15 protein-coding genes are annotated in these 17058 nt (G+C 75.9%); 7 read left to right on the top strand and 8 right to left on the bottom strand.

Annotated elements, in window-relative coordinates; translation table 11 throughout:
- Positions 1 to 119: 119 nt before the first annotated feature.
- The 5 genes from ACTJIY_RS03070 (at position 120) to ACTJIY_RS03050 (ending at position 7368) form a co-directional block, all read left to right on the top strand.
- Positions 120 to 3128: an MMPL family transporter gene (locus ACTJIY_RS03070; protein WP_440673369.1), complete on the top strand. Its 3009-nt coding sequence runs from the start codon at positions 120 to 122 to the stop codon at positions 3126 to 3128.
- The gene (locus ACTJIY_RS03065) at positions 3125 to 5449 is read left to right on the top strand and encodes a hypothetical protein (RefSeq protein ID WP_440673370.1); all 2325 of its coding nucleotides are present in this window, start codon (positions 3125 to 3127) and stop codon (positions 5447 to 5449) included. The genes ACTJIY_RS03070 and ACTJIY_RS03065 overlap by 4 nt, the downstream gene beginning before the upstream one ends.
- A gap of 45 nt (positions 5450 to 5494) precedes the next feature.
- The gene (locus ACTJIY_RS03060) at positions 5495 to 5821 is read left to right on the top strand and encodes a hypothetical protein (protein ID WP_253052180.1); all 327 of its coding nucleotides are present in this window, start codon (positions 5495 to 5497) and stop codon (positions 5819 to 5821) included.
- 121 nt (positions 5822 to 5942) lie between these two features.
- On the top strand, positions 5943 to 7031 hold the full coding sequence (locus ACTJIY_RS03055) for a hypothetical protein (RefSeq protein ID WP_440673371.1): 1089 nt from the start codon (positions 5943 to 5945) through the stop codon (positions 7029 to 7031).
- Positions 7032 to 7107: 76 nt separating this feature from the next.
- The gene (locus ACTJIY_RS03050) at positions 7108 to 7368 is read left to right on the top strand and encodes a hypothetical protein (RefSeq protein ID WP_253052184.1); all 261 of its coding nucleotides are present in this window, start codon (positions 7108 to 7110) and stop codon (positions 7366 to 7368) included.
- 137 nt (positions 7369 to 7505) lie between these two features.
- Here the strand turns inward: ACTJIY_RS03050 and ACTJIY_RS03045 are convergent, their stop codons facing one another.
- The 4 genes from ACTJIY_RS03045 to ACTJIY_RS03030 are packed head-to-tail and all read right to left on the bottom strand — an operon-like array spanning position 7506 to position 11338.
- The gene (locus ACTJIY_RS03045; RefSeq protein ID WP_440673372.1) at positions 7506 to 7778 is read right to left on the bottom strand and encodes a hypothetical protein; all 273 of its coding nucleotides are present in this window, start codon (positions 7776 to 7778) and stop codon (positions 7506 to 7508) included.
- 26 nt (positions 7779 to 7804) lie between these two features.
- Positions 7805 to 10123 carry a heavy metal translocating P-type ATPase gene (locus ACTJIY_RS03040; protein ID WP_440673373.1) on the bottom strand — a complete coding sequence of 773 codons (2319 nt, stop codon included), beginning with the start codon at positions 10121 to 10123 and terminating at the stop codon, positions 7805 to 7807.
- A 46-nt stretch (positions 10124 to 10169) separates the two neighbouring features.
- A complete protein-coding gene (locus tag ACTJIY_RS03035) occupies positions 10170 to 11129 on the bottom strand; it encodes a heavy-metal-associated domain-containing protein (protein ID WP_440673374.1) in 960 nt (319 codons plus the stop codon).
- Entirely contained in the window at positions 11126 to 11338 is a 213-nt protein-coding gene (locus ACTJIY_RS03030) for a heavy-metal-associated domain-containing protein (RefSeq protein ID WP_253052511.1), read from the bottom strand. The genes ACTJIY_RS03035 and ACTJIY_RS03030 overlap by 4 nt, the downstream gene beginning before the upstream one ends.
- A 94-nt stretch (positions 11339 to 11432) precedes the next feature.
- Between ACTJIY_RS03030 and ACTJIY_RS03025 the strand changes: the two genes are divergently transcribed.
- Both ACTJIY_RS03025 and ACTJIY_RS03020 read left to right on the top strand, forming a co-directional pair.
- Positions 11433 to 12629, top strand: coding sequence for an FAD-dependent oxidoreductase (locus ACTJIY_RS03025; protein WP_440673375.1), 1197 nt, complete (start codon positions 11433 to 11435; stop codon positions 12627 to 12629).
- Between the two features lie 54 nt (positions 12630 to 12683).
- Positions 12684 to 14708: an NHL domain-containing thioredoxin family protein gene (locus tag ACTJIY_RS03020; protein WP_440673376.1), complete on the top strand. Its 2025-nt coding sequence runs from the start codon at positions 12684 to 12686 to the stop codon at positions 14706 to 14708.
- A 76-nt stretch (positions 14709 to 14784) separates the two neighbouring features.
- Here the strand turns inward: ACTJIY_RS03020 and ACTJIY_RS03015 are convergent, their stop codons facing one another.
- From ACTJIY_RS03015 to ACTJIY_RS03000, 4 genes are all read right to left on the bottom strand, one after another.
- Positions 14785 to 15249: a PTS sugar transporter subunit IIA gene (locus tag ACTJIY_RS03015; RefSeq protein WP_440673377.1), complete on the bottom strand. Its 465-nt coding sequence runs from the start codon at positions 15247 to 15249 to the stop codon at positions 14785 to 14787.
- Positions 15249 to 15479: a PTS transporter subunit EIIB gene (locus ACTJIY_RS03010; protein WP_087470800.1), complete on the bottom strand. Its 231-nt coding sequence runs from the start codon at positions 15477 to 15479 to the stop codon at positions 15249 to 15251. Before ACTJIY_RS03010 ends, ACTJIY_RS03015 begins: the two co-directional genes overlap by 1 nt.
- 147 nt (positions 15480 to 15626) lie before the next feature.
- Positions 15627 to 15872: a PTS transporter subunit EIIB gene (locus ACTJIY_RS03005; RefSeq protein WP_024839826.1), complete on the bottom strand. Its 246-nt coding sequence runs from the start codon at positions 15870 to 15872 to the stop codon at positions 15627 to 15629.
- On the bottom strand, positions 15869 to 16708 hold the full coding sequence (locus tag ACTJIY_RS03000) for a GntR family transcriptional regulator (RefSeq protein WP_439158530.1): 840 nt from the start codon (positions 16706 to 16708) through the stop codon (positions 15869 to 15871). Before ACTJIY_RS03000 ends, ACTJIY_RS03005 begins: the two co-directional genes overlap by 4 nt.
- Positions 16709 to 17058 lie beyond the last annotated feature (350 nt).

The following is a 17058-nucleotide window of genomic DNA, read 5'->3' as shown; positions in this document are numbered from 1 at the left end:
TGTCGGACGGGCCGTCCGCACCGGGCGGCCTTGCGATACATGAGTGTATCCGATACGGTCGCGTATCGGATACAGCGGCGTATCCTGAAATCCGTCTGACTCTCCTCAGGAGGCCGCTCGTGTCCTCAGCGCTGTACTCGCTCGGCCGCTGGGCGGTCGGGGCGCGCCGGCTCGTCCTCGCCTCGTGGCTCGGGATGCTCGTCCTCGCGGGCGCGCTCGCCGGCCTCGTCGGCCAGGGGCTCGACGACGAGGTGACCATCCCCGGCACCGAGTCCCAGGCCGCGCTCGACCGCCTGGCGGCGACGTTCCCGCAGGTCAGCGGCGCCTCCGCGCAGGTCGTCGTCGTCGCCCCCGACGGCTCGACCATCGAGGACGACGCGGTCCGCGGCCCCGTCGCGGACGCGGTGGCCGCGCTCGGCGACGTGGACGGCGTCGCCGCCGTGACGTCGCCCTACGACGACACCATGACCGCGTCGATCAGCGACGACGGCGTCGCGACGCTCATGACGGTCCAGCTCGACGAGAGCCAGAGCGAGGTCACCGACACCACGAAGGATGCGCTCGGTGACGTCGTCGACGACCTCGCCGCGGCCCTGCCCGACGGCGCGCAGGCCGCGCTCGGCGGCCAGCTCTTCAGCACCGAGTTCCCGACCCTCACCGTCACCGAGGCGCTCGGCCTCCTCGTCGCGCTCGTCGTGCTCGTCCTCACGTTCGGCTCGTTCGTCGCGGCCGGGCTGCCGCTCCTCAACGCCGTCGTCGGGGTCGGCGTGAGCATGGGGTTGCTGTTCGCCGCGACCGCCGTCGCGCAGATCAACTCCACGACCCCGATGCTCGCCGTCATGCTCGGCCTCGCCGTCGGCATCGACTACGCGCTCTTCATCGTGTCCCGGCACCGCGACGAGCTCGCCGGCGGGCTGAGCGTCGAGGAGGCCGCCGCCCGCTCCGTCGCGACCGCCGGCTCCGCGGTCATCTTCGCCGGCCTCACCGTGATGATCGCGCTCGTCGGCCTCGGCGTCGCCGGCATCCCGTTCCTCACCGTCATGGGCGTCGCCGCCGCAGTCGGCGTCGGCCTCGCCGTCCTCGTGTCGATCACGCTCCTCCCCGCGATGCTGGGCTTCGCCGGCGAGCGGCTCCGCCCGAAGGCTCCGCGCCGTCGTGGGCGTGGGCGACGGCGTGCGGGTGCGGCGTCGTCGGACCTCGACGAGACGACGAGGCGACGGACCGGACGAGCGGCGGGGGCGGGCTCGGATGCGACAGGGCGTCAAGCCGCGCTCGTGAACCCCCGCCCGGAAGACCAGGGTGACGGCGCGGCAGCCCCGAGCACCGAGGGCGCCCCCGCCGCGGACCCGACCCGGGACGTCTCCGACCCGACCACGACCGCGCACCGCAACCGGTTCTTCGCCGGGTGGGTGCGGACCGTCACGCGGGTCCCGCTGCTGACGATCGGTCTCGTCGTGGCGGCGATCGTGCTGCTGACGCTGCCGGCGCGGGACCTGCAGCTCGCGCTGCCCGACGCGGGGACGCTGCCCGAGGACAACCAGGCGCGCGTCACGTACGACCTGGTGTCCGAGCACTTCGGGCCCGGCTTCAACGGGCCGCTCATCGTCACCGGGACGATCGTCACGTCGACGGACCCGGTGGGGCTCATGGACGACCTGGGCGACGAGATCGCGGGCCTGCCGGGCGTCGCGGACGTGCCGCTCTCCACGCCCAACCTCACCGCGGACACGGGCATCGTCCAGGTCGTGCCGACGGGCGCGCCGGACTCGGAGGAGACCAAGGACCTCGTCACGGAGATCCGCGCGCAGCACGACCACTTCCTCGACGAGTACGGCGTGGACCTCGCGGTCACGGGCTTCACGGCGGTGGGGATCGACGTGTCCGCCAAGCTCGGGGCGGCGCTGCTGCCGTTCGCGTTCGTCGTCGTGGGCCTGTCGCTCGTGCTGCTGACCATGGTGTTCCGGTCGATCGCGGTGCCGATCAAGGCGACGCTCGGCTACCTGTTCTCGGTCGGCGCGGCGTTCGGCGTCGTGACGCTCGTGTTCGAGCACGGGTTCCTCGCCGACGCGCTGCACGTGACACGGCTCGGGCCCGTCATCTCGTTCATGCCGATCGTCCTCATGGGCGTGCTGTTCGGCCTCGCGATGGACTACGAGGTGTTCCTCGTCGCGCGCATCCGGGAGGACTACGTCCACTCCGGGAAGGCGCGGCGCTCGATCTTCACGGGGTTCCAGGCGTCGGCGAAGGTCGTCACCGCGGCCGCCGTCATCATGTTCGCCGTGTTCGTCGCGTTCGTGCCCGAGGGCGACATGAGCCTCAAGCCCATCGCGCTCGGGCTCGCGGTCGGCGTCCTCGTCGACGCGTTCGTCGTGCGCATGACGCTCGTGCCGGCCGTGCTCGCGATGCTCGGCGACAAGGCGTGGTGGATGCCGCGCTGGCTCGACCGCGTGCTCCCCTCGTTCGACGTCGAGGGCGAGGGGCTGTCCAAGGAGCTCGCGCTCGTGGACTGGCCGGAGCCCGGCAGCACGGACGCCGTCGTCGCGCACGACCTCGTGGTCGCCGGGGCGCACGGCCCCCTCGCGGAGCCGGTCACGGTCCGCGTGCCCGACGGCGGGTCGCTCGTCGTGCACGGGACGTCGCCCGCGGCGGTGTCCGGCGTCGTGCTGGCGCTCGCCGGGCGGCTCAGGCCGGCCGCCGGGGCCCTCAAGGTGACGGGCCTCGTCCTGCCCGAGCGCGCGCTGAGCGTGCGGCGCCGCGTCGCGCTCGTCGACCTCGCGGCCGACGTCGCGGCCCTGCCCGGCGACGCTCCCGCGCCCGCCGCGCACCGCGTGCCCGCGGCGTCGAGCGTCGCCGCGCTCCTGCGCGAGGGCCCGCGGCTGCTCGCCGTCGTGGGGACCGACGCCGTCACGTCGCCCGCGGAGCGGGCGGCGCTGGCCGACGTGCTCGGGCAGGCCACCGCGAGCGGCACGGCGGTCGTCCTGGGTGCCGTCGGACCCGCGCCCACGGACCTCGCCCCGCCCGGGACGCAGGTGCTCGACCTGCACGCCCCCGACCCCGCCCCCACGGTGCCCGCCCCCACCGACCCGGCGTCCGTCGTCGGCCCGCGCACCGAGGAGGTGCCCGCATGAGCGTCTTCCCGCCCGACACGGCGCAGACCGGACCGACCACCCCGGGCGCGCCCGCGCCTGCCCGCGCCCGGACCCGGGTCGACGCGCGACGCGTGTGGACCGTGGCCGCGACCGTCGCGCTCCCGCTCGCCGTGCTCGGCCTGCTCCTGTGGGCGCTGTGGAACCCGCAGGAGCGCCTCGACACCGTGCAGGCGGCGGTCGTCAACCTCGACGAGCCCGTGGAGGTCGACGGCCAGACCGTCCCCCTCGGGCGCCAGCTCACGGCGGGGCTGGTGAGCGGCGGCGCGGCGTCGACGGACACCGGTCCGGTCGCCGTCCAGCCCGACGCCGGCACGACGAACTACGACTGGGTCATCACCGACGCCGCCGACGCCGCGTCCGGGCTGGCCGACGGCACGTACTCCGCCGTCGTGACCATCCCGGAGGACTTCTCCGCCGCGGCCACGTCGTTCGGCGGCGACGCGTCCGACGCGACGCAGGCCACGCTGACGGTCGAGACGGCACCCGGCGGGCGCGTCGTGGACGAGGCGCTCGCGCGCATCGTCACGACCACCGCGACCTCGGTGCTCGGCACGACGCTGACCGAGAACTACGTCGACGGCGTGCTCGTCGGCTTCACGACCCTGAACGAGCAGCTCGGCGAGGCCGCGGACGGCGCCGACCAGCTCGCGGACGGCGCGTCCCAGGCGGACGACGGCGCGACGCGGCTCGCGTCCGGCGCGGGCGAGCTCGCGACCGGCGCCGGGGAGCTCGCGTCCGGGGTCGGCGAGCTCGGCTCGGGCGCCGACCGGCTCGCGTCCGGCGCCGGTGACCTGGCGAGCGGGGCGCAGGGCGTCGCGACGGGATCGCGCCAGGTCGCGGACGGCGTCGCGCAGTCGTCCACCGGCGCGGGCTCGCTCGCCACCGGCGCGCAGGGGCTGGCCGACGGCGTCGCGGCGGTCTCGACCGGCGTGTCCGACCTCGCGACCGGGCTCGGCACGCTCGACGCCTCGATCTCTGCCGTTCCCCTTCCCGACGGCGGGTCGACGTCGCTCCCGTCGCTCGGGACCAGCCTCGCGACGGGGTCACGGGACGTCGCCGGCGGCCTCGCGCAGGTCGTCGCCGGGATCGAGCAGCAGAAGGTCCAGGCGGGGTGCGCGGCGGCCCCGACGTCGCCCGCGTGCGTGGCGCTCGACCAGCAGCTCGCCGCGCTGCGACCGCTCGCGGTGGGCGCGGCGGAGGTCGCGGCGGGGAACGCCGCCCTCGCCGGGGTGCCGTCGGGCGCGGACGGGCCCACCGGGCTGTACGCGCTCGCGGCCGGGGTCGACCAGGCCGCGCAGGGCGCGGACCGGCTCGCGACCGGGGCGGCGCAGGCCGCCACCGGCGCGACGGGCGTGGCCGGGGGCGCGCGCGACCTCTCGACGGGGCTCGGGCAGCTCGCCGGCGGTGCGGACCAGGTGGCCGACGGCGCCGCCCGGCTCGCCGGAGGCGCGGGCGCGCTGTCGTCGGGGGCGGACGGCCTCGCGACCGGCGTCGGGGCGCTCGGGACGGGAGCCGACCAGCTCGCCACGGGGACGCAGGAGCTCGCGACGGGCGCGGGCGACCTCGCGGGCGGCGTCGCGCAGCTCGCGGACGGGACGAGCGAGCTCGCCCAGGGCCTCGGCGACGCGACGGAGCAGATCCCCTCGTACACGGACGCCGAGCGCGAGAACCTCTCCGCGGTCGTCGCGGACCCGGTGGCCGCTCCGGGCGTCGAGGACCTCGGCACCGGGTCGACCGGCCCGCTGTTCGCCGTCCTCGCCCTGTGGCTCGGCGCGCTCGCGATCTTCGTCGCGTTCCCGCCCGTGCCCGCGAAGCTGCTCGGGTCGACCCGGACCGCGGGGCGGCTCGCGCTCGCCGCGCTCGCGCTGCCGGCGGGGATCGCCGCCGCGACGGGCCTCGTGGTCGGCGGCGTCCTCGCCGCGGTCGAGGGAGCGAGCGCGGGCGGCTGGGTCGGCCTGCTCGCGGTCGGCGCGCTCGCGTCGGTGGTCTTCGTCGCGCTCAACCAGGCGCTCGCCGCCCTGCTCGGGAACGTGGGGCGGGCGATCAGCCTGCTCGTCGCGGTCCTGCTCGTCGCGACCGGCATCGTCGCGACCGTCCCTGCCGCGCTCACCGGGCTGCGCGACCTGCTGCCCGTGGGCTCGGCGCTCCGCCTGCTCACGTCGATCGTCGACCCGGGCGCGGCCGGGGGAGCGGGTGACGCCGTCGCGCTGGTGCTCTGGGGCCTCGCGTCCGTCGCGGTGACGACGCTCGTCGTCGCCCGCCGCCGGTCGGTCCGCGTCGAGCAGCTGCTCCGGGCCTGAGCCGGGTCTGGTGCCGAGCGCCGTGGGCGCGAGAGGATGCCTCGCATGACGCACGGGGGCACGGCAGCAGGACGACGGCGGACCGAGCGCGCGGGGCGCCTCGCGAGGGCGCTGGGGGTCGTCGCAGCGGTCGTCGGTACGGCTCTGCTCGTCGCGTGGGCGAACCGGTGGTACGTCGCGGAGATGTTCGCGCGCTCCGCGGGCGCGCCGGACGGCGCAGACTGGTGGTACGTCTACGACCGCCTGCGCCAGGCGCACGTGACCCTCGTCGCGGCGGTCGTCGCGCTCGGCGTCGCCGGGCTCCTGTGGGCCGTCGGCCGCCGGGCGAGGAGCCCGCGGCCGGGACCGGCCGTCGAGGCGCCGGGAGCCTGATCCCGCCGCGTCGCCGTCTGCGTCGGCGTGGCGCGGTGCGGGTGTGGGCGGCGGCCGTCAGACTCGCTCGGCAGGACGCGGACGGCGGGAGCCGTCCGTCGGGCGAGGGGACGGTGCACCGATGGACCAGCAGAAGGCACGGGAGATCAAGTCGCAGCTCGCGGACTACGCGCGCGAGCTCGCGGAGCGGTCGGGGCTGCCGGGCCGGTCGGACACGGAGATCGAGGCGCGCGACGTGCCCGACGCTGCGGACGTCGTGCGCGCGCCCACCCTCGCGATCGGCCTCGCCCCGCACGACGACGGCGGGTACGCCATCGCGGTCCGGTACCGGCTGGGCGTGCCCACCGCGCGCAGCATCGCGCGCAAGGTCGCCTCGGAGGCGGGGGACACGGTCGACGTGCGACGCACGGGGCGGATCCGGCCCCTCGCCGCGGCGCCGGGTTCGGGGCGTGCGGGCGCCGACGGACCGGGCCTGCGCCCGCCGGTCGTCACGGCGTACGCGACCGGCGAGACCGGCCGGGTCCGGCCGCTGCGTCCCGGGGTCTCGATCGCCCACGTGGACGTCACCGCGGGGACGCTCGGCGCGTTCGTGCGGGTCGCCGAGCCGCCCGTGGCGGGCGCGGACGCCGCGTCGGTCTACGCGCTCTCGAACTGGCACGTGCTCGCGGGGTCGCCGTCCGCCCGGGTCGGGGACGTCGTCGTGCAGCCCGGCCCCGCCGACGGCGGCAGCGCGCCGGACGACCGCGTCGGGACCCTCGCCGCGCTCGTCCCGCTGGAGGCGGGCGTCACGCAGACCGTCGACGCCGCCGTCGCGCTCCTCGACGACCCGACCGTGGACCCGGAGTACCCCGTCGGCCGGATCATGGAGACCGCGGTCGCGCTCGGCGGTGAGGCGGTCGGGAAGCCCGGCCGGACCACCGGCGTCACGACAGGGCGCGTCACGGCGATCGAGCTCGACGACGTCGTGGTGGGCTACGGCGACGGCCTCGGCGCGCTGCGGTTCGACGACCAGATCGAGGTCGAGTCGACGGGCGACGGGCCGTTCTCGCGCGGCGGCGACTCCGGGTCGCTCGTGTACCGCGAGGACGGGGTCGCGCTGGGGCTGTTGTTCGCGGGGTCGGAGACGGGCGGCGCGAACGGCACGGGGCTCACGTACTGCAACCCGATCGGGACCGTCCTCGAGCGGCTGGGCGCGACGCTGCTCGCGTGACGCCGCCCGGCACGGACTCCCGGCCCTGCCGCGAACGCCCCGACGGGCGCACAATGAGGTCGGGAGGTGGTTCGCCGTGGCGACCCTCGAACGAGCCCGCGAGGCCAAGGCCGCGCTCCGCGACGAGCTCGCGGGCCTCGACGGAGTGACCGGCGTCGGGATCGCCCGTGCCGACGCGTCGGGCGCGCCCGGGCGCGGCCCGCGGGCGCAGGACGTCGTCGACGACTGGCTGCTGCGCGTGAACGTGACCTCGGACGACGTCGACGTCCCCGAGACCGTCGACGGCGTGGAGGTCGAGGTCCGCGTCGTCGGGGACGTCACGGCGTCGCGCGTCTGAACCCCGCGACGCCCGCGCGAGAGGGCCGGGGAGGTCGCCACCCACGCCGCGGCCCGGCACCGCACCCCGTGGGCGGCACCGGGCCGGGTCGCCGGGTCACCGGTCGACGTGCTCACCGGGTCGACGTGCTCACCGGGTCACGACGCGCGGGCGTAGCGGGCGGGGTCGGCGTCGAAGAGGGGACCGCACGACGAGCAGCACAGCCAGTAGCGGACGCCCTCGTGGTCACGGACGAGCCCGGCCGCCTCGGCGTGCGCCTTGACGGTCGTGCTGCCGGGCATGACGGGGCACTCGGCGAGGTCGTCGTCCGGCACGGAGCCGACCGAGGGTGCGGCGTGCGCGTGGCAGGCGCCGGCCGGCTCGGGGCGGGCGTCGTCGTGCGGCGGGGCGTCGTCGTGGTGGTGGCACATGCGGGTCCTCCTGAGGGTCGGGACGGTCAGACGCCGGCGAGCTGCACGGCCGGCGTGGTCGGGGTGGTGGCCGTCGGGTCCGGGCTCGTGGCCCGGCTCCGGAACGACCGCAGGCGCAGGCTGTTGCCCACGACGAAGACGCTGGAGAACGCCATCGCGGCGCCCGCGAGCATGGGGTTGAGCAGGCCGAGCGCGGCCAGCGGGATCGCGGCGACGTTGTAGGCGAACGCCCAGAAGAGGTTCACCTTGATCGTGCCGAGGGTCCGGCGTGACAGGCGGATCGCGTCGGCCGCGGAGCGCAGGTCGCCCCGCACGAGGGTGATGTCGGCGGCCTCGATCGCGACGTCCGTCCCGGTCCCCATGGCGAGGCCCAGGTCCGCCTGGGCCAGAGCGGCGGCGTCGTTCACGCCGTCGCCGACCATCGCGACGACCTTGCCCTCGCCCTGGAGGCGGCTGACGACGTCGACCTTGTCGCGCGGCATGACCTCCGCGATCACCTCGTCGATGCCCACCTCGGCCGCGATCCGGCGTGCGACGGTCGCATTGTCCCCGGTGAGGAGCACGGGGGTGAGGCCGAGTGCGCGGAGCAGGCGGATCGCCTCGGCGCTCGTGGGCTTGACCGCGTCGGCCACCACGAGGACGCCGCGGGCGCGCCCGTCCCAGCCGACGACGACGGCGGTGCCGCCCTGCTCCTCGGCGCGGGCCTTGGCGTCGGCGAGCTCGCGCGGGAGGTGCTGCGCCCACTCGGCGAGGAGCGACTCGCGGCCGACGAGCACGGCGTGCCCGTCCACGACGCCCTGCACGCCCTTGCCCTCGACGTTGGTGAACTCCGCGGGCACGGGGAGCGGGCCCACCTCCTGGGCGGCGCCCCGGGCGATCGCCCGGGCGACCGGGTGTTCCGAGGCGTCCTCGAGCGCCCCGGCGAGGCGCAGGAGCTCGGCGCGGTCGACACCGGTGCCCGTGACGACGTCGGTCAGCGTCATGACGCCCGTCGTCACGGTCCCTGTCTTGTCGAGCACGACGGTGTCCACGGTCCGGGTGGACTCCAGCACCTCGGGTCCCTTGATGAGGACGCCCATCTGGGCTCCGCGGCCCGTCCCGACGAGCAGCGCCGTCGGGGTGGCGAGACCGAGCGCGCACGGGCACGCGATGATGAGCACCGCGACGGCGGCGGTGAACGCGGCCGAGGCCGGCGCGCCGGCGCCGAGCCACGCGCCGAGGGCGCCGACGGCGATCGCGATGGCGACGGGGACGAAGACGGCCGAGACGCGGTCGGCCAGCCGCTGGACCTGGGCCTTGCCGGACTGCGCGTCCTCGACGAGGCGGGCCATCTGCGCGAGCTGGGTGTCGCCGCCGACGCGCGTCGCGCGCACGACGAGCCGCCCGCCCGCGTTGACGGTCGCACCGGTGACGGCGTCGCCCTCGCCCACCTCGACGGGCACGGACTCGCCCGTGAGCATCGAGGCGTCGACGGCGGACGTGCCGGCCACGACCGTGCCGTCCGTCGCGATCTTCTCGCCGGGGCGCACGACGAACTCGTCGCCCACGGCGAGCTCCGAGATCGGGACGCGGGTCTCGGCGCCGTCGCGCAGCACCGCCACGTCCTTGGCGCCGAGCTCGAGCAGGGCGCGCAGCGCGGCGCCCGCCTGCCGCTTGGACCGCTTCTCGAAGTAGCGGCCCGCGAGGATGAAGGTCGTGACGCCGGCCGCGACCTCCAGGTAGATGTTCCCGGCGCCGTCGGTGGGCGCCACGGACAGCGTGAACGGGTGGGTCATGCCCGGCTCGCCCGCCGTGCCGAGGAACAGCGCGTAGAGGGACCAGAGGAACGCGGCGCTGGTCCCCACGGAGATGAGGGTGTCCATCGTCGCCGCACCGTGGCGCAGGTTGGTCCACGCGGCGCGGTGGAACGGCCAGGCCGCCCACACCACGACGGGCGCGGCGAGCACGAGGCTGGCCCACTGCCAGTACGTGAACTGGAGCGCGGGGACCATCGCCATCGCGATGACCGGGACCGAGAGCACGACGGCCCCGACGAGGCGCTGCCGCAGCGCGGTGAGCTCGGGGTCGGCGTCGTCCGCCTCGCCCGGCGTCGGGACCTCGGGGTCCTCGACGCGCGGGAGCTGGGCGGTGTACCCCGTCTTCTCGACCTCGGCGATGAGCGTGGCCGCGTCGACGCCCTCCGGGACGGTGACCTTCGCCTTCTCCGTCGCGTAGTTCACGGTCGCGGTGACGCCCTCGAGCCGGTTGAGCTTCTTCTCGATCCGCATGGCGCACGAGGCGCAGGTCATCCCGCCGATCTCGAGCTCGACGAACGTCCCCGGCGGCGGGGCGGCCGATGTCGTCATGAGGTTCTCCTTCCGGCCGGGCGGCGTGCCGCCCGGTGCAGGGTCGTCAGTGGTCGTGCGGGGTCGTGTCGTGGTCGGCCGCGGGGGCGTCGCCCGTCGCGTCCGCGGCGGGAGCGGCCTCGACCGTGAAGGCGGCGGTGCGTACCTGACCCTCGACCTGGAAGTCGAGGTAGAGGAGGTACCGGCCCGCGGTGGGCGCCTCGACGCCGAACGTCACGGTCGGGCCCGACACCTCGCCCGGCACTGCCTCGGCGCCCTCGGGGTGGGCGTGCAGGTAGGCGAGGTCGCCGTCACGGAGCGCGACGAGGTGACCGAAGGCACCGAGGTACGGCTCGAGCGTCGTGACCGGCTCGCCGTCCCGCGTGACCTGGAGCGTCAGCCGCGAGACGGTCCCGGCCTCGAGGTTCCCCTCGAGCGCGACGTCGTACCCGTCGACCGACGCGGTGGTCGTCGGGGCGTCCGCCCGGACGGGCACGACGTCGCCCGCGACCTCGACGGTGCGGCTCAGGGTGAGCGGGTCGCCGCCGGTGGGGACGGCGTCGGCGTACACGCGGTAGGTGCCCGCGGCGTCCCACGTCCAGGGCACCGACCAGCGGCCTGCCTCGTCCAGCTCGGGGTGGGCGTGGCGGTAGTGCGCCCCGTCGGAGCGCACGACGACGAGGTGCAGGCGCTGCTCGTGCGCGACGGCGAAGTCGGTCACCGGAGCGCCCGCGGGGTCGGTCAGGGTGAAGGCGAGCTCGCCGGGCGTGCCCGGCGTCCGCGGCGCCTCGATCTCGCCGAGCGTGTAGCCGCCCTGCTCCAGGGACAGTCCGCCGACCATGTCCGCTCCTCTCGTGGTCTCCTGCGGGGGGTCCTCGCTCGTGGCGACGTGCTGCTCCGGCGCGTGCGCGGCGGGCGGCTCCGGCAGCGCGCCCTCGGGGACGACGGCGCCCGCGACCGCGGCCGAGGCCACGAACACGACCCCGAGCCCGGCGACGTAGAGCCCGATCCGGGCGGGGGCTCTCATCGCACCCGCTCCGCGCTGTAGCCGGCCTCGTCGACGGCGGCGAGGACCGCGACGTCGTCGAGGGGCTGGTCGGCCGTGACGACGAGCCGACCGGTGGTCGCGCTGACGTCGATCGCGGTGACGCCGGGCACCTGCCCGACCTCCTCGCGCACCGACATCTCGCAGTGGCCGCACGTCATGCCGGTCACCTGGTACTCGATCTCGACGATGCTCACGACGTTCCTCCTCGGTGCTGATACCCCCATGGGGTATGACTAGGATGGCGAATATACCCAGAGGGGGTATCGAGGTCAAGGAGGAGAGATGCGCGACGTGGACAGGCCGGCGGACGTGGTGGTGGTCGGTGGCGGAGCCGCCGGCCACGCCGCCGTGACGACGCTGCGCGGCGAGGGGTTCGACGGTCGCGTCGTCCTCGTGCACGGCGAGGAGGAGGCGCCCTACCTGCGCACCCTCGTCGACAAGGCGATCCTCCAGGGCCTGCTCACCGCGGAGCAGGCCGCCCTGCCGGTGCCGCCCGACGTCGAGCTCGTGCGGGCGCGCGCGACCGGGCTGGACCCCGCGCGGCGGGCCGTCGTCCTCGCGGACGGGCGCGAGCTCACCGCCGCCGCCGTGGTCCTCGCGACCGGCGCGGTCCCTCGACCCGGCCCGGCCGTGGACCGCCTGCCGGCGCTCGCGGGCGCCGACGCCGGGGAGCCCCGCGTGGTGCACCTGCACACCGCGCGGGACGCCGTGCGGCTGCGTGCCCTGCTCGGCCCCGATCCCGCGCGGCGCACGGTCACCGTGCTCGGCGCCGGGTTCGTCGGGTCCGAGACCGCCGCCTGGCTCGCCGAGGTCGGCGCGACCGTCCACCTCGTCGCCCGCTCCCGGCTCCCCCTCGCCGAGGCGCTCGGGGCCGCGGTCGCGCGCGCCGTCGCCATGCTCCACGAGGAGCACCTCGACGCCCACCTCGGCTGCCGGGTCGAGGCGGTGACGGAGCATCCGGGCGGCGTCACCGTGCGCCTCGCGGGCGGGACGACCCTGGAGTCCGACCTCGCCGTCGTCGCACACGGCACCGCGCCCGCCGCGCCCGGCACCGGCACCGGCACCGGCACCGGCGGCGTCGATGTCGACGACCGCCTCGCTGTTCGTGGCGCGCCCGGCCTGCTCGCCGCCGGGGCGGTCGCCGGCCACCGGGACCGGCGCGGACGACGGTTCCGGACCGACCACTGGGACGCCGCCGCCGCGCAAGGCACCCACGCGGCGCGCGCCGTCCTGCGCCGTCTCGTCGGCGGCCCGGACCCCGGCCCGTACGTGCCCGACGCCGGGTTCACTCTCGTGCTGCACGGCACCCAGGTCGCCGGGTTCGGCGTCGCCGTGCCCGGCGCGACCCCGGAGCACCGCACGCTCGACGGCGGCGGGCTGCTCACCGAGCTCCGCGTCGGGGGCGACCTCGTCGCGGCGGTCGGTCTCGGTGCGACGCGTGAGCTCCACGCGCTGCGCTCCGAGCTGCGCCGGCCCTGAGGTGGTGGCTCCGGGGTGTCTGCCTCGGGCGTGCTCGGGCGCGAGAATGGTCGCGTGACCACCGAGCGACTTCCCCGTGTCCGCGCGTCCGAGCTCGTCGGGCGCGGCTGGCTCAACACCGGCGGCCGCGACCTGACCCTCGCCGACCTGCGCGGCAAGATCGTGCTGGTCGACTTCTGGACCTTCTGCTGCGTCAACTGCCTGCACGTCCTCGACGAGCTGCGCGAGCTCGAGGAGCGGCACCGCGACGTGCTGGTCGTCGTCGGCGTGCACTCGCCGAAGTTCGAGCACGAGGCGGACCCGGCGGCGCTCGCGGCCGCGGTCGAGCGGTACGAGGTCCACCATCCCGTGCTCGACGACCCGGAGCTCGTCACCTGGTCCGCGTACGCGGCGCGCGCCTGGCCGACGCTCGTGGTCGTCGACCCCGAGGGCTACGTCGTCGCGCAGATGGCGGGGGAGGGGCACGCGTCCGCGATCGCCGCCCTCGTCGAGGAGCTCGTCGCGGAGCACGACGCGAAGGGCACGCTGCACCGCGGCGACGGCCCGTACGTGGCGCCTGCGCCGTCGTCCGGCACGCTGCGCTTCCCCGCGAAGGCGATCGAGCTGCCCGGCGGCAACCTCCTCGTCGCGGACGCGGGGCACCACGCGCTCGCCGAGCTCCTGCCCGACGGCGAGACCCTCGTCCGGCGCATCGGGTCCGGCGAGCGCGGGCTCGCCGACGGCGGCCCGGACGACGCACGATTCGCCGAGCCCAACGGGCTGTGCCTGGTCCCGGTCGAGCTCCGACCGTGGCTCGGGTACGACGTCGTCGTCGCGGACACGGCCAACCACGTCCTGCGCGGGGTGCGCCTCGCGGACGGCCACGTGACCACCGTCGCAGGAACGGGCGAGCAGTTCATGGTCGGCGGGGTCGAGAACGTCGTGCTGCGGGAGGGACGGGGCGCCGACGTCACGGGCCACGGTCCTGCCGCGGCGGGCGGTCAGTACGCGCCGCTCGACGTGCGACTCTCGTCACCCTGGGACGTGGCCTGGTCGCAGGACCTCGCGGCGTTCGTCGTGGCGATGGCCGGGAACCACACGCTGTGGGCGTTCGACGGCGAGCAGGGGTCGATGACGCACCTCGCCGGGACCATGAACGAGGGCCTGGAGGACGGGCCCGGCGCGTCGGCCTGGTTCGCGCAGCCGTCCGGGCTGGCCGTCGACCAGGACGGGGCCGTCTGGGTGGCCGACGCCGAGACGTCGGCGCTGCGCCGCGTGACCGCGGTCCCCGGCGAGGGTGTGGAGGTGCGGACCGCCGTCGGGCAGGGGCTGTTCGACTTCGGCCACCGCGACGGCCCGGCCGAGCAGGCGCTGATGCAGCACCCGCTCGGGGTCGCGACGCTGCCGGACGGGAGCGTCGTCGTCGCCGACACCTACGACGGCGCGCTGCGCCGGTTCGCGCCCGCGGCCGGTGACGGCGGGAGCGTCGGGGACGACGCGGACGGGACGCGGCTCGCGGGCGAGGTCACGACCCTGGCGACGGGCCTCGCGGAGCCGAGCGGCGTCGTCGTGCAGGTGGGCGAGGGGCCGGACGGCGAGCCGCAGGTCCACCTGCTCGTCGTGGAGTCCGCGGCGCACCGCCTGACGCGCGTCGCGCTCCCGGCGTCGCTCGCGGGCGAGGTGCTCGACGGCGGCGCGCACCGCACCCAGCGGCCCGTCACCGACATCGGGGCAGGGCCGTTGTGGCTCGACGTGCCGTTCGTCCCGGCGCCGGGGCAGAAGCTCGACGACCGGTTCGGCCCGTCGACGGAGCTGCACGTGAGCGCGACGCCGCCCGACCTGCTGCTGTCCGGGGAGGGTGTCGGCGTCGAGCTCGGCCGCGACCTGGTCATCAACCCCGCGGTCGGCGAGGGCGTGCTGCACGTGACGGCCCGGGCGGCGTCGTGCGACGTCGTCCCGCTCGGCCCCGACGGCGAGCCCGACCCGGACGTGTTCCCCGCGTGCCACCTCGCGCAGCAGGACTGGGGCGTCCCCGTCCGGGTCGTCGACCGCGGCGAGCCGGGCGACGTCCCGTCCCTCACGCTCCCGCTGCGGGGCTGAGCGACGCCGTCGAACCCGGGAATGCTCCCCAGCGAGACCTGCTCGTGAGGAACGACCCCGGGTTCGGCGGCGGATGTCAGGCCCAGGTGAGGAGCTCCTCGCCGCGGGCGGCCCAGGCGCCCACCTCCGCGAGGGAGGTCACGTCGTCCGGGGCGGCCTCGAGCGCGACGACCGGGCACACGGCGGACCGGCCGCCGGCACGGACGGCCTTCGGGTCCCACGAGACGAGGACGGTGCCGCGCTCGACGTGGTCGCCCTGCGCGACGTGCGTGGTGAAGCCCTCGCCGCCGAGCTGGACGGTGTTGATGCCGAGGTGGACGAGGACCGCACGGCCGTCGTCGTGCTGGACGACGAACGCGTGCGGGTGCAGCTTGACGACCGTGCCCGTGATGGGCGCGACGGCCTCGCCGCCCTGCGCGTCGTCGGGCTCGACGGCGAGCCCCGGGCCGACGAGCCCGGCGGAGAAGACGGGGTCGTCGACGTCGCCGACGTCCACGACCGTGCCCGTGACGGGGACGAGCACCGTGAGCGGCGCCGCCATCAGCGCAGGTCCTCGATGTCGGAGGCGATGTTGTCGGCGTCGGGCCCGACGATGACCTGGATCGCCGCGCCCGAGCGCACGACGGCGATCGCCCCGGCGGCGGTCAGCGTGGCGTCGTCGACGAGCGCCGGGTCCTCGACCTCGACGCGCAGGCGCGTGATGCACGCCTCCAGGTCGAGGACGTTCGCGTCGCCGCCGAGGCCTCGGAGGATCTGCTCTGCCTTGCTCACGGGTGCTCCTCGTGGTCGTGTTCCGGCCGGGGCCGGGTCAGGTGTCCCGGCCGGCAGCCGTGCCGGTCGGGGTGCGCGGGGCGCGCGGGGTCGGGGCGCCGTCGCCGGGGTGGTGCGACGGCGGTGGTGCTGCGGTGGTGCCGGTCCTCACATGAGGTCGGCGAGGTCGGACGCGATCGTGTCGACCTGCGGGCCGACGACGACCTGCACGACGCGGCCGTTGACCATGACGCCGAACGCCCCGGCGCGCCGCAGGAGCGCGGCGTCGACGAGCGCGGGGTCCTTGACGAGCGATCTGAGCCGGGTGGTGCACGGGTCGATCTCGTCGATGTTGGCCACCCCGCCGAGGCCGGCGAGGATCGTCGCGGCGCGCTCCGCGTCGGACTGTGTCATCGGTCGTTCCCTTCGGTCGCCCGGGCCGGCACTGGCACGGGGTCGAGGTGGTCGGTGGTCGTCGTGCCGGGGGTGCTCGTCGGGTCGGTCGCGCCGCTGCGCGGCACGAGCGTCGGTCGCGCCTCGCGCAGCGGGACGAACACGCTGTACCGGTCGCCGCGGTAGCTCGACCGGGAGTACATGAGCGGCGCGTCGCCTGCGAACGTGCGGCGCACCGTGCGCATGACGGCTCGCGAGGCACGCAGCCCGAGGAGCTTCTGCTCCTGCACCGTGGCGTCGGACGCGGTGATGGTGTCCTCGCCCCAGGTGGGGGCCAGGCCGCGCTCGCGCAGGGCGCCGTAGAGGCTCTCGGGGACGCCGTCGTCGAGCAGGTCCGGGGCGAGGTCGACGGGGATCCACGCCTCCTCGACGCTCATGGGGGACCCGTCGGCGGAGCGCAGGCGCACCACGTGGTGCATGGGGTCGCCCGTCGCACGCCCGAGCGACTCGGCGACCGACGCCGGCGCGGGCGCCGTGCCGACCTCGAGCACCTCGCTCCCCGGCTCCATGCCACGGCGTCGCGCCTCCTCGCCGAACGTCGTGAGGCGCATCTCGAAGTCCGCGCGGGGCGGGGCGACGAACGTCCCGCGACCCTGCGCGCGCTCGAGCACGCCCTCGGTGACGAGCGCGTCGATCGCCTGGCGCACGGTCATGCGCGAGACGCCGAACTTCTCGGTCAGGCTGCGCTCCGAGGGCACCGCGTCGCCGACCGAGAGCTCGCTCGCCACGAGGTCGGCGAGGTAGGCGCGCACCGTGAGGTACTTGTGCTCGCTCGCCTGCGATCGTGACCTGCTCATCGTCGTGCCGCGTCCTCGTCGTCGTCCTGGTCCTTCGTCCGCGTCCGTGCCCTGGCCGGACGGACGACCCTGCGTCGGTGCCTCGATCTCCACGGGTGCATTGTCCGTCGTGCGACCTGCGGCGACGCGGGTCCTGGACCTGTCCGTGTGTCCCGGGTCACCTCCGGGGGTTGACACATCATGAGGTCTAGACCACTCTTCCTGCAAGTGGTCCAGACAACCTGGACCGGATGTCCGGCACGACGAGCCAGGAACGACCCCAGTCGTCCTCGGCGTGCCCGGAGACCGGCAACGACGCCCGTACGACGTCGCGCCACCGCTGCCGCACGACGCACCTCGGCCTGCGCCCC

Origin of the sequence: Cellulosimicrobium sp. 22598 (genome assembly GCF_052044445.1) — a bacterium.
Lineage (GTDB): Bacteria > Actinomycetota > Actinomycetes > Actinomycetales > Cellulomonadaceae > Cellulosimicrobium > Cellulosimicrobium cellulans_G.
The sequence above is the reverse complement of the archived record's forward strand: the minus strand, read 5'-3'. Positions and strand labels throughout refer to the sequence as shown.

Excerpts from the sequence above, each read along its gene's own strand:
- ACTJIY_RS03065 (WP_440673370.1), top strand. The coding sequence starts at position 3,125 with ATGAGCGTCTTCCCGCCCGACACGGCGCAGACCGGACCGACCACCCCG.
- ACTJIY_RS03060 (WP_253052180.1), top strand. The coding sequence starts at position 5,495 with ATGACGCACGGGGGCACGGCAGCAGGACGACGGCGGACCGAGCGCGCG.
- ACTJIY_RS03055 (WP_440673371.1), top strand. The coding sequence starts at position 5,943 with ATGGACCAGCAGAAGGCACGGGAGATCAAGTCGCAGCTCGCGGACTAC.
- ACTJIY_RS03045 (WP_440673372.1), bottom strand. The coding sequence starts at position 7,778 with ATGTGCCACCACCACGACGACGCCCCGCCGCACGACGACGCCCGCCCC.
- ACTJIY_RS03040 (WP_440673373.1), bottom strand. The coding sequence starts at position 10,123 with ATGACGACATCGGCCGCCCCGCCGCCGGGGACGTTCGTCGAGCTCGAG.
- ACTJIY_RS03035 (WP_440673374.1), bottom strand. The coding sequence starts at position 11,129 with ATGAGAGCCCCCGCCCGGATCGGGCTCTACGTCGCCGGGCTCGGGGTC.
- ACTJIY_RS03025 (WP_440673375.1), top strand. The coding sequence starts at position 11,433 with ATGCGCGACGTGGACAGGCCGGCGGACGTGGTGGTGGTCGGTGGCGGA.
- ACTJIY_RS03015 (WP_440673377.1), bottom strand. The coding sequence starts at position 15,249 with ATGGCGGCGCCGCTCACGGTGCTCGTCCCCGTCACGGGCACGGTCGTG.
- ACTJIY_RS03005 (WP_024839826.1), bottom strand. The coding sequence starts at position 15,872 with ATGACACAGTCCGACGCGGAGCGCGCCGCGACGATCCTCGCCGGCCTC.
- ACTJIY_RS03000 (WP_439158530.1), bottom strand. The coding sequence starts at position 16,708 with ATGAGCAGGTCACGATCGCAGGCGAGCGAGCACAAGTACCTCACGGTG.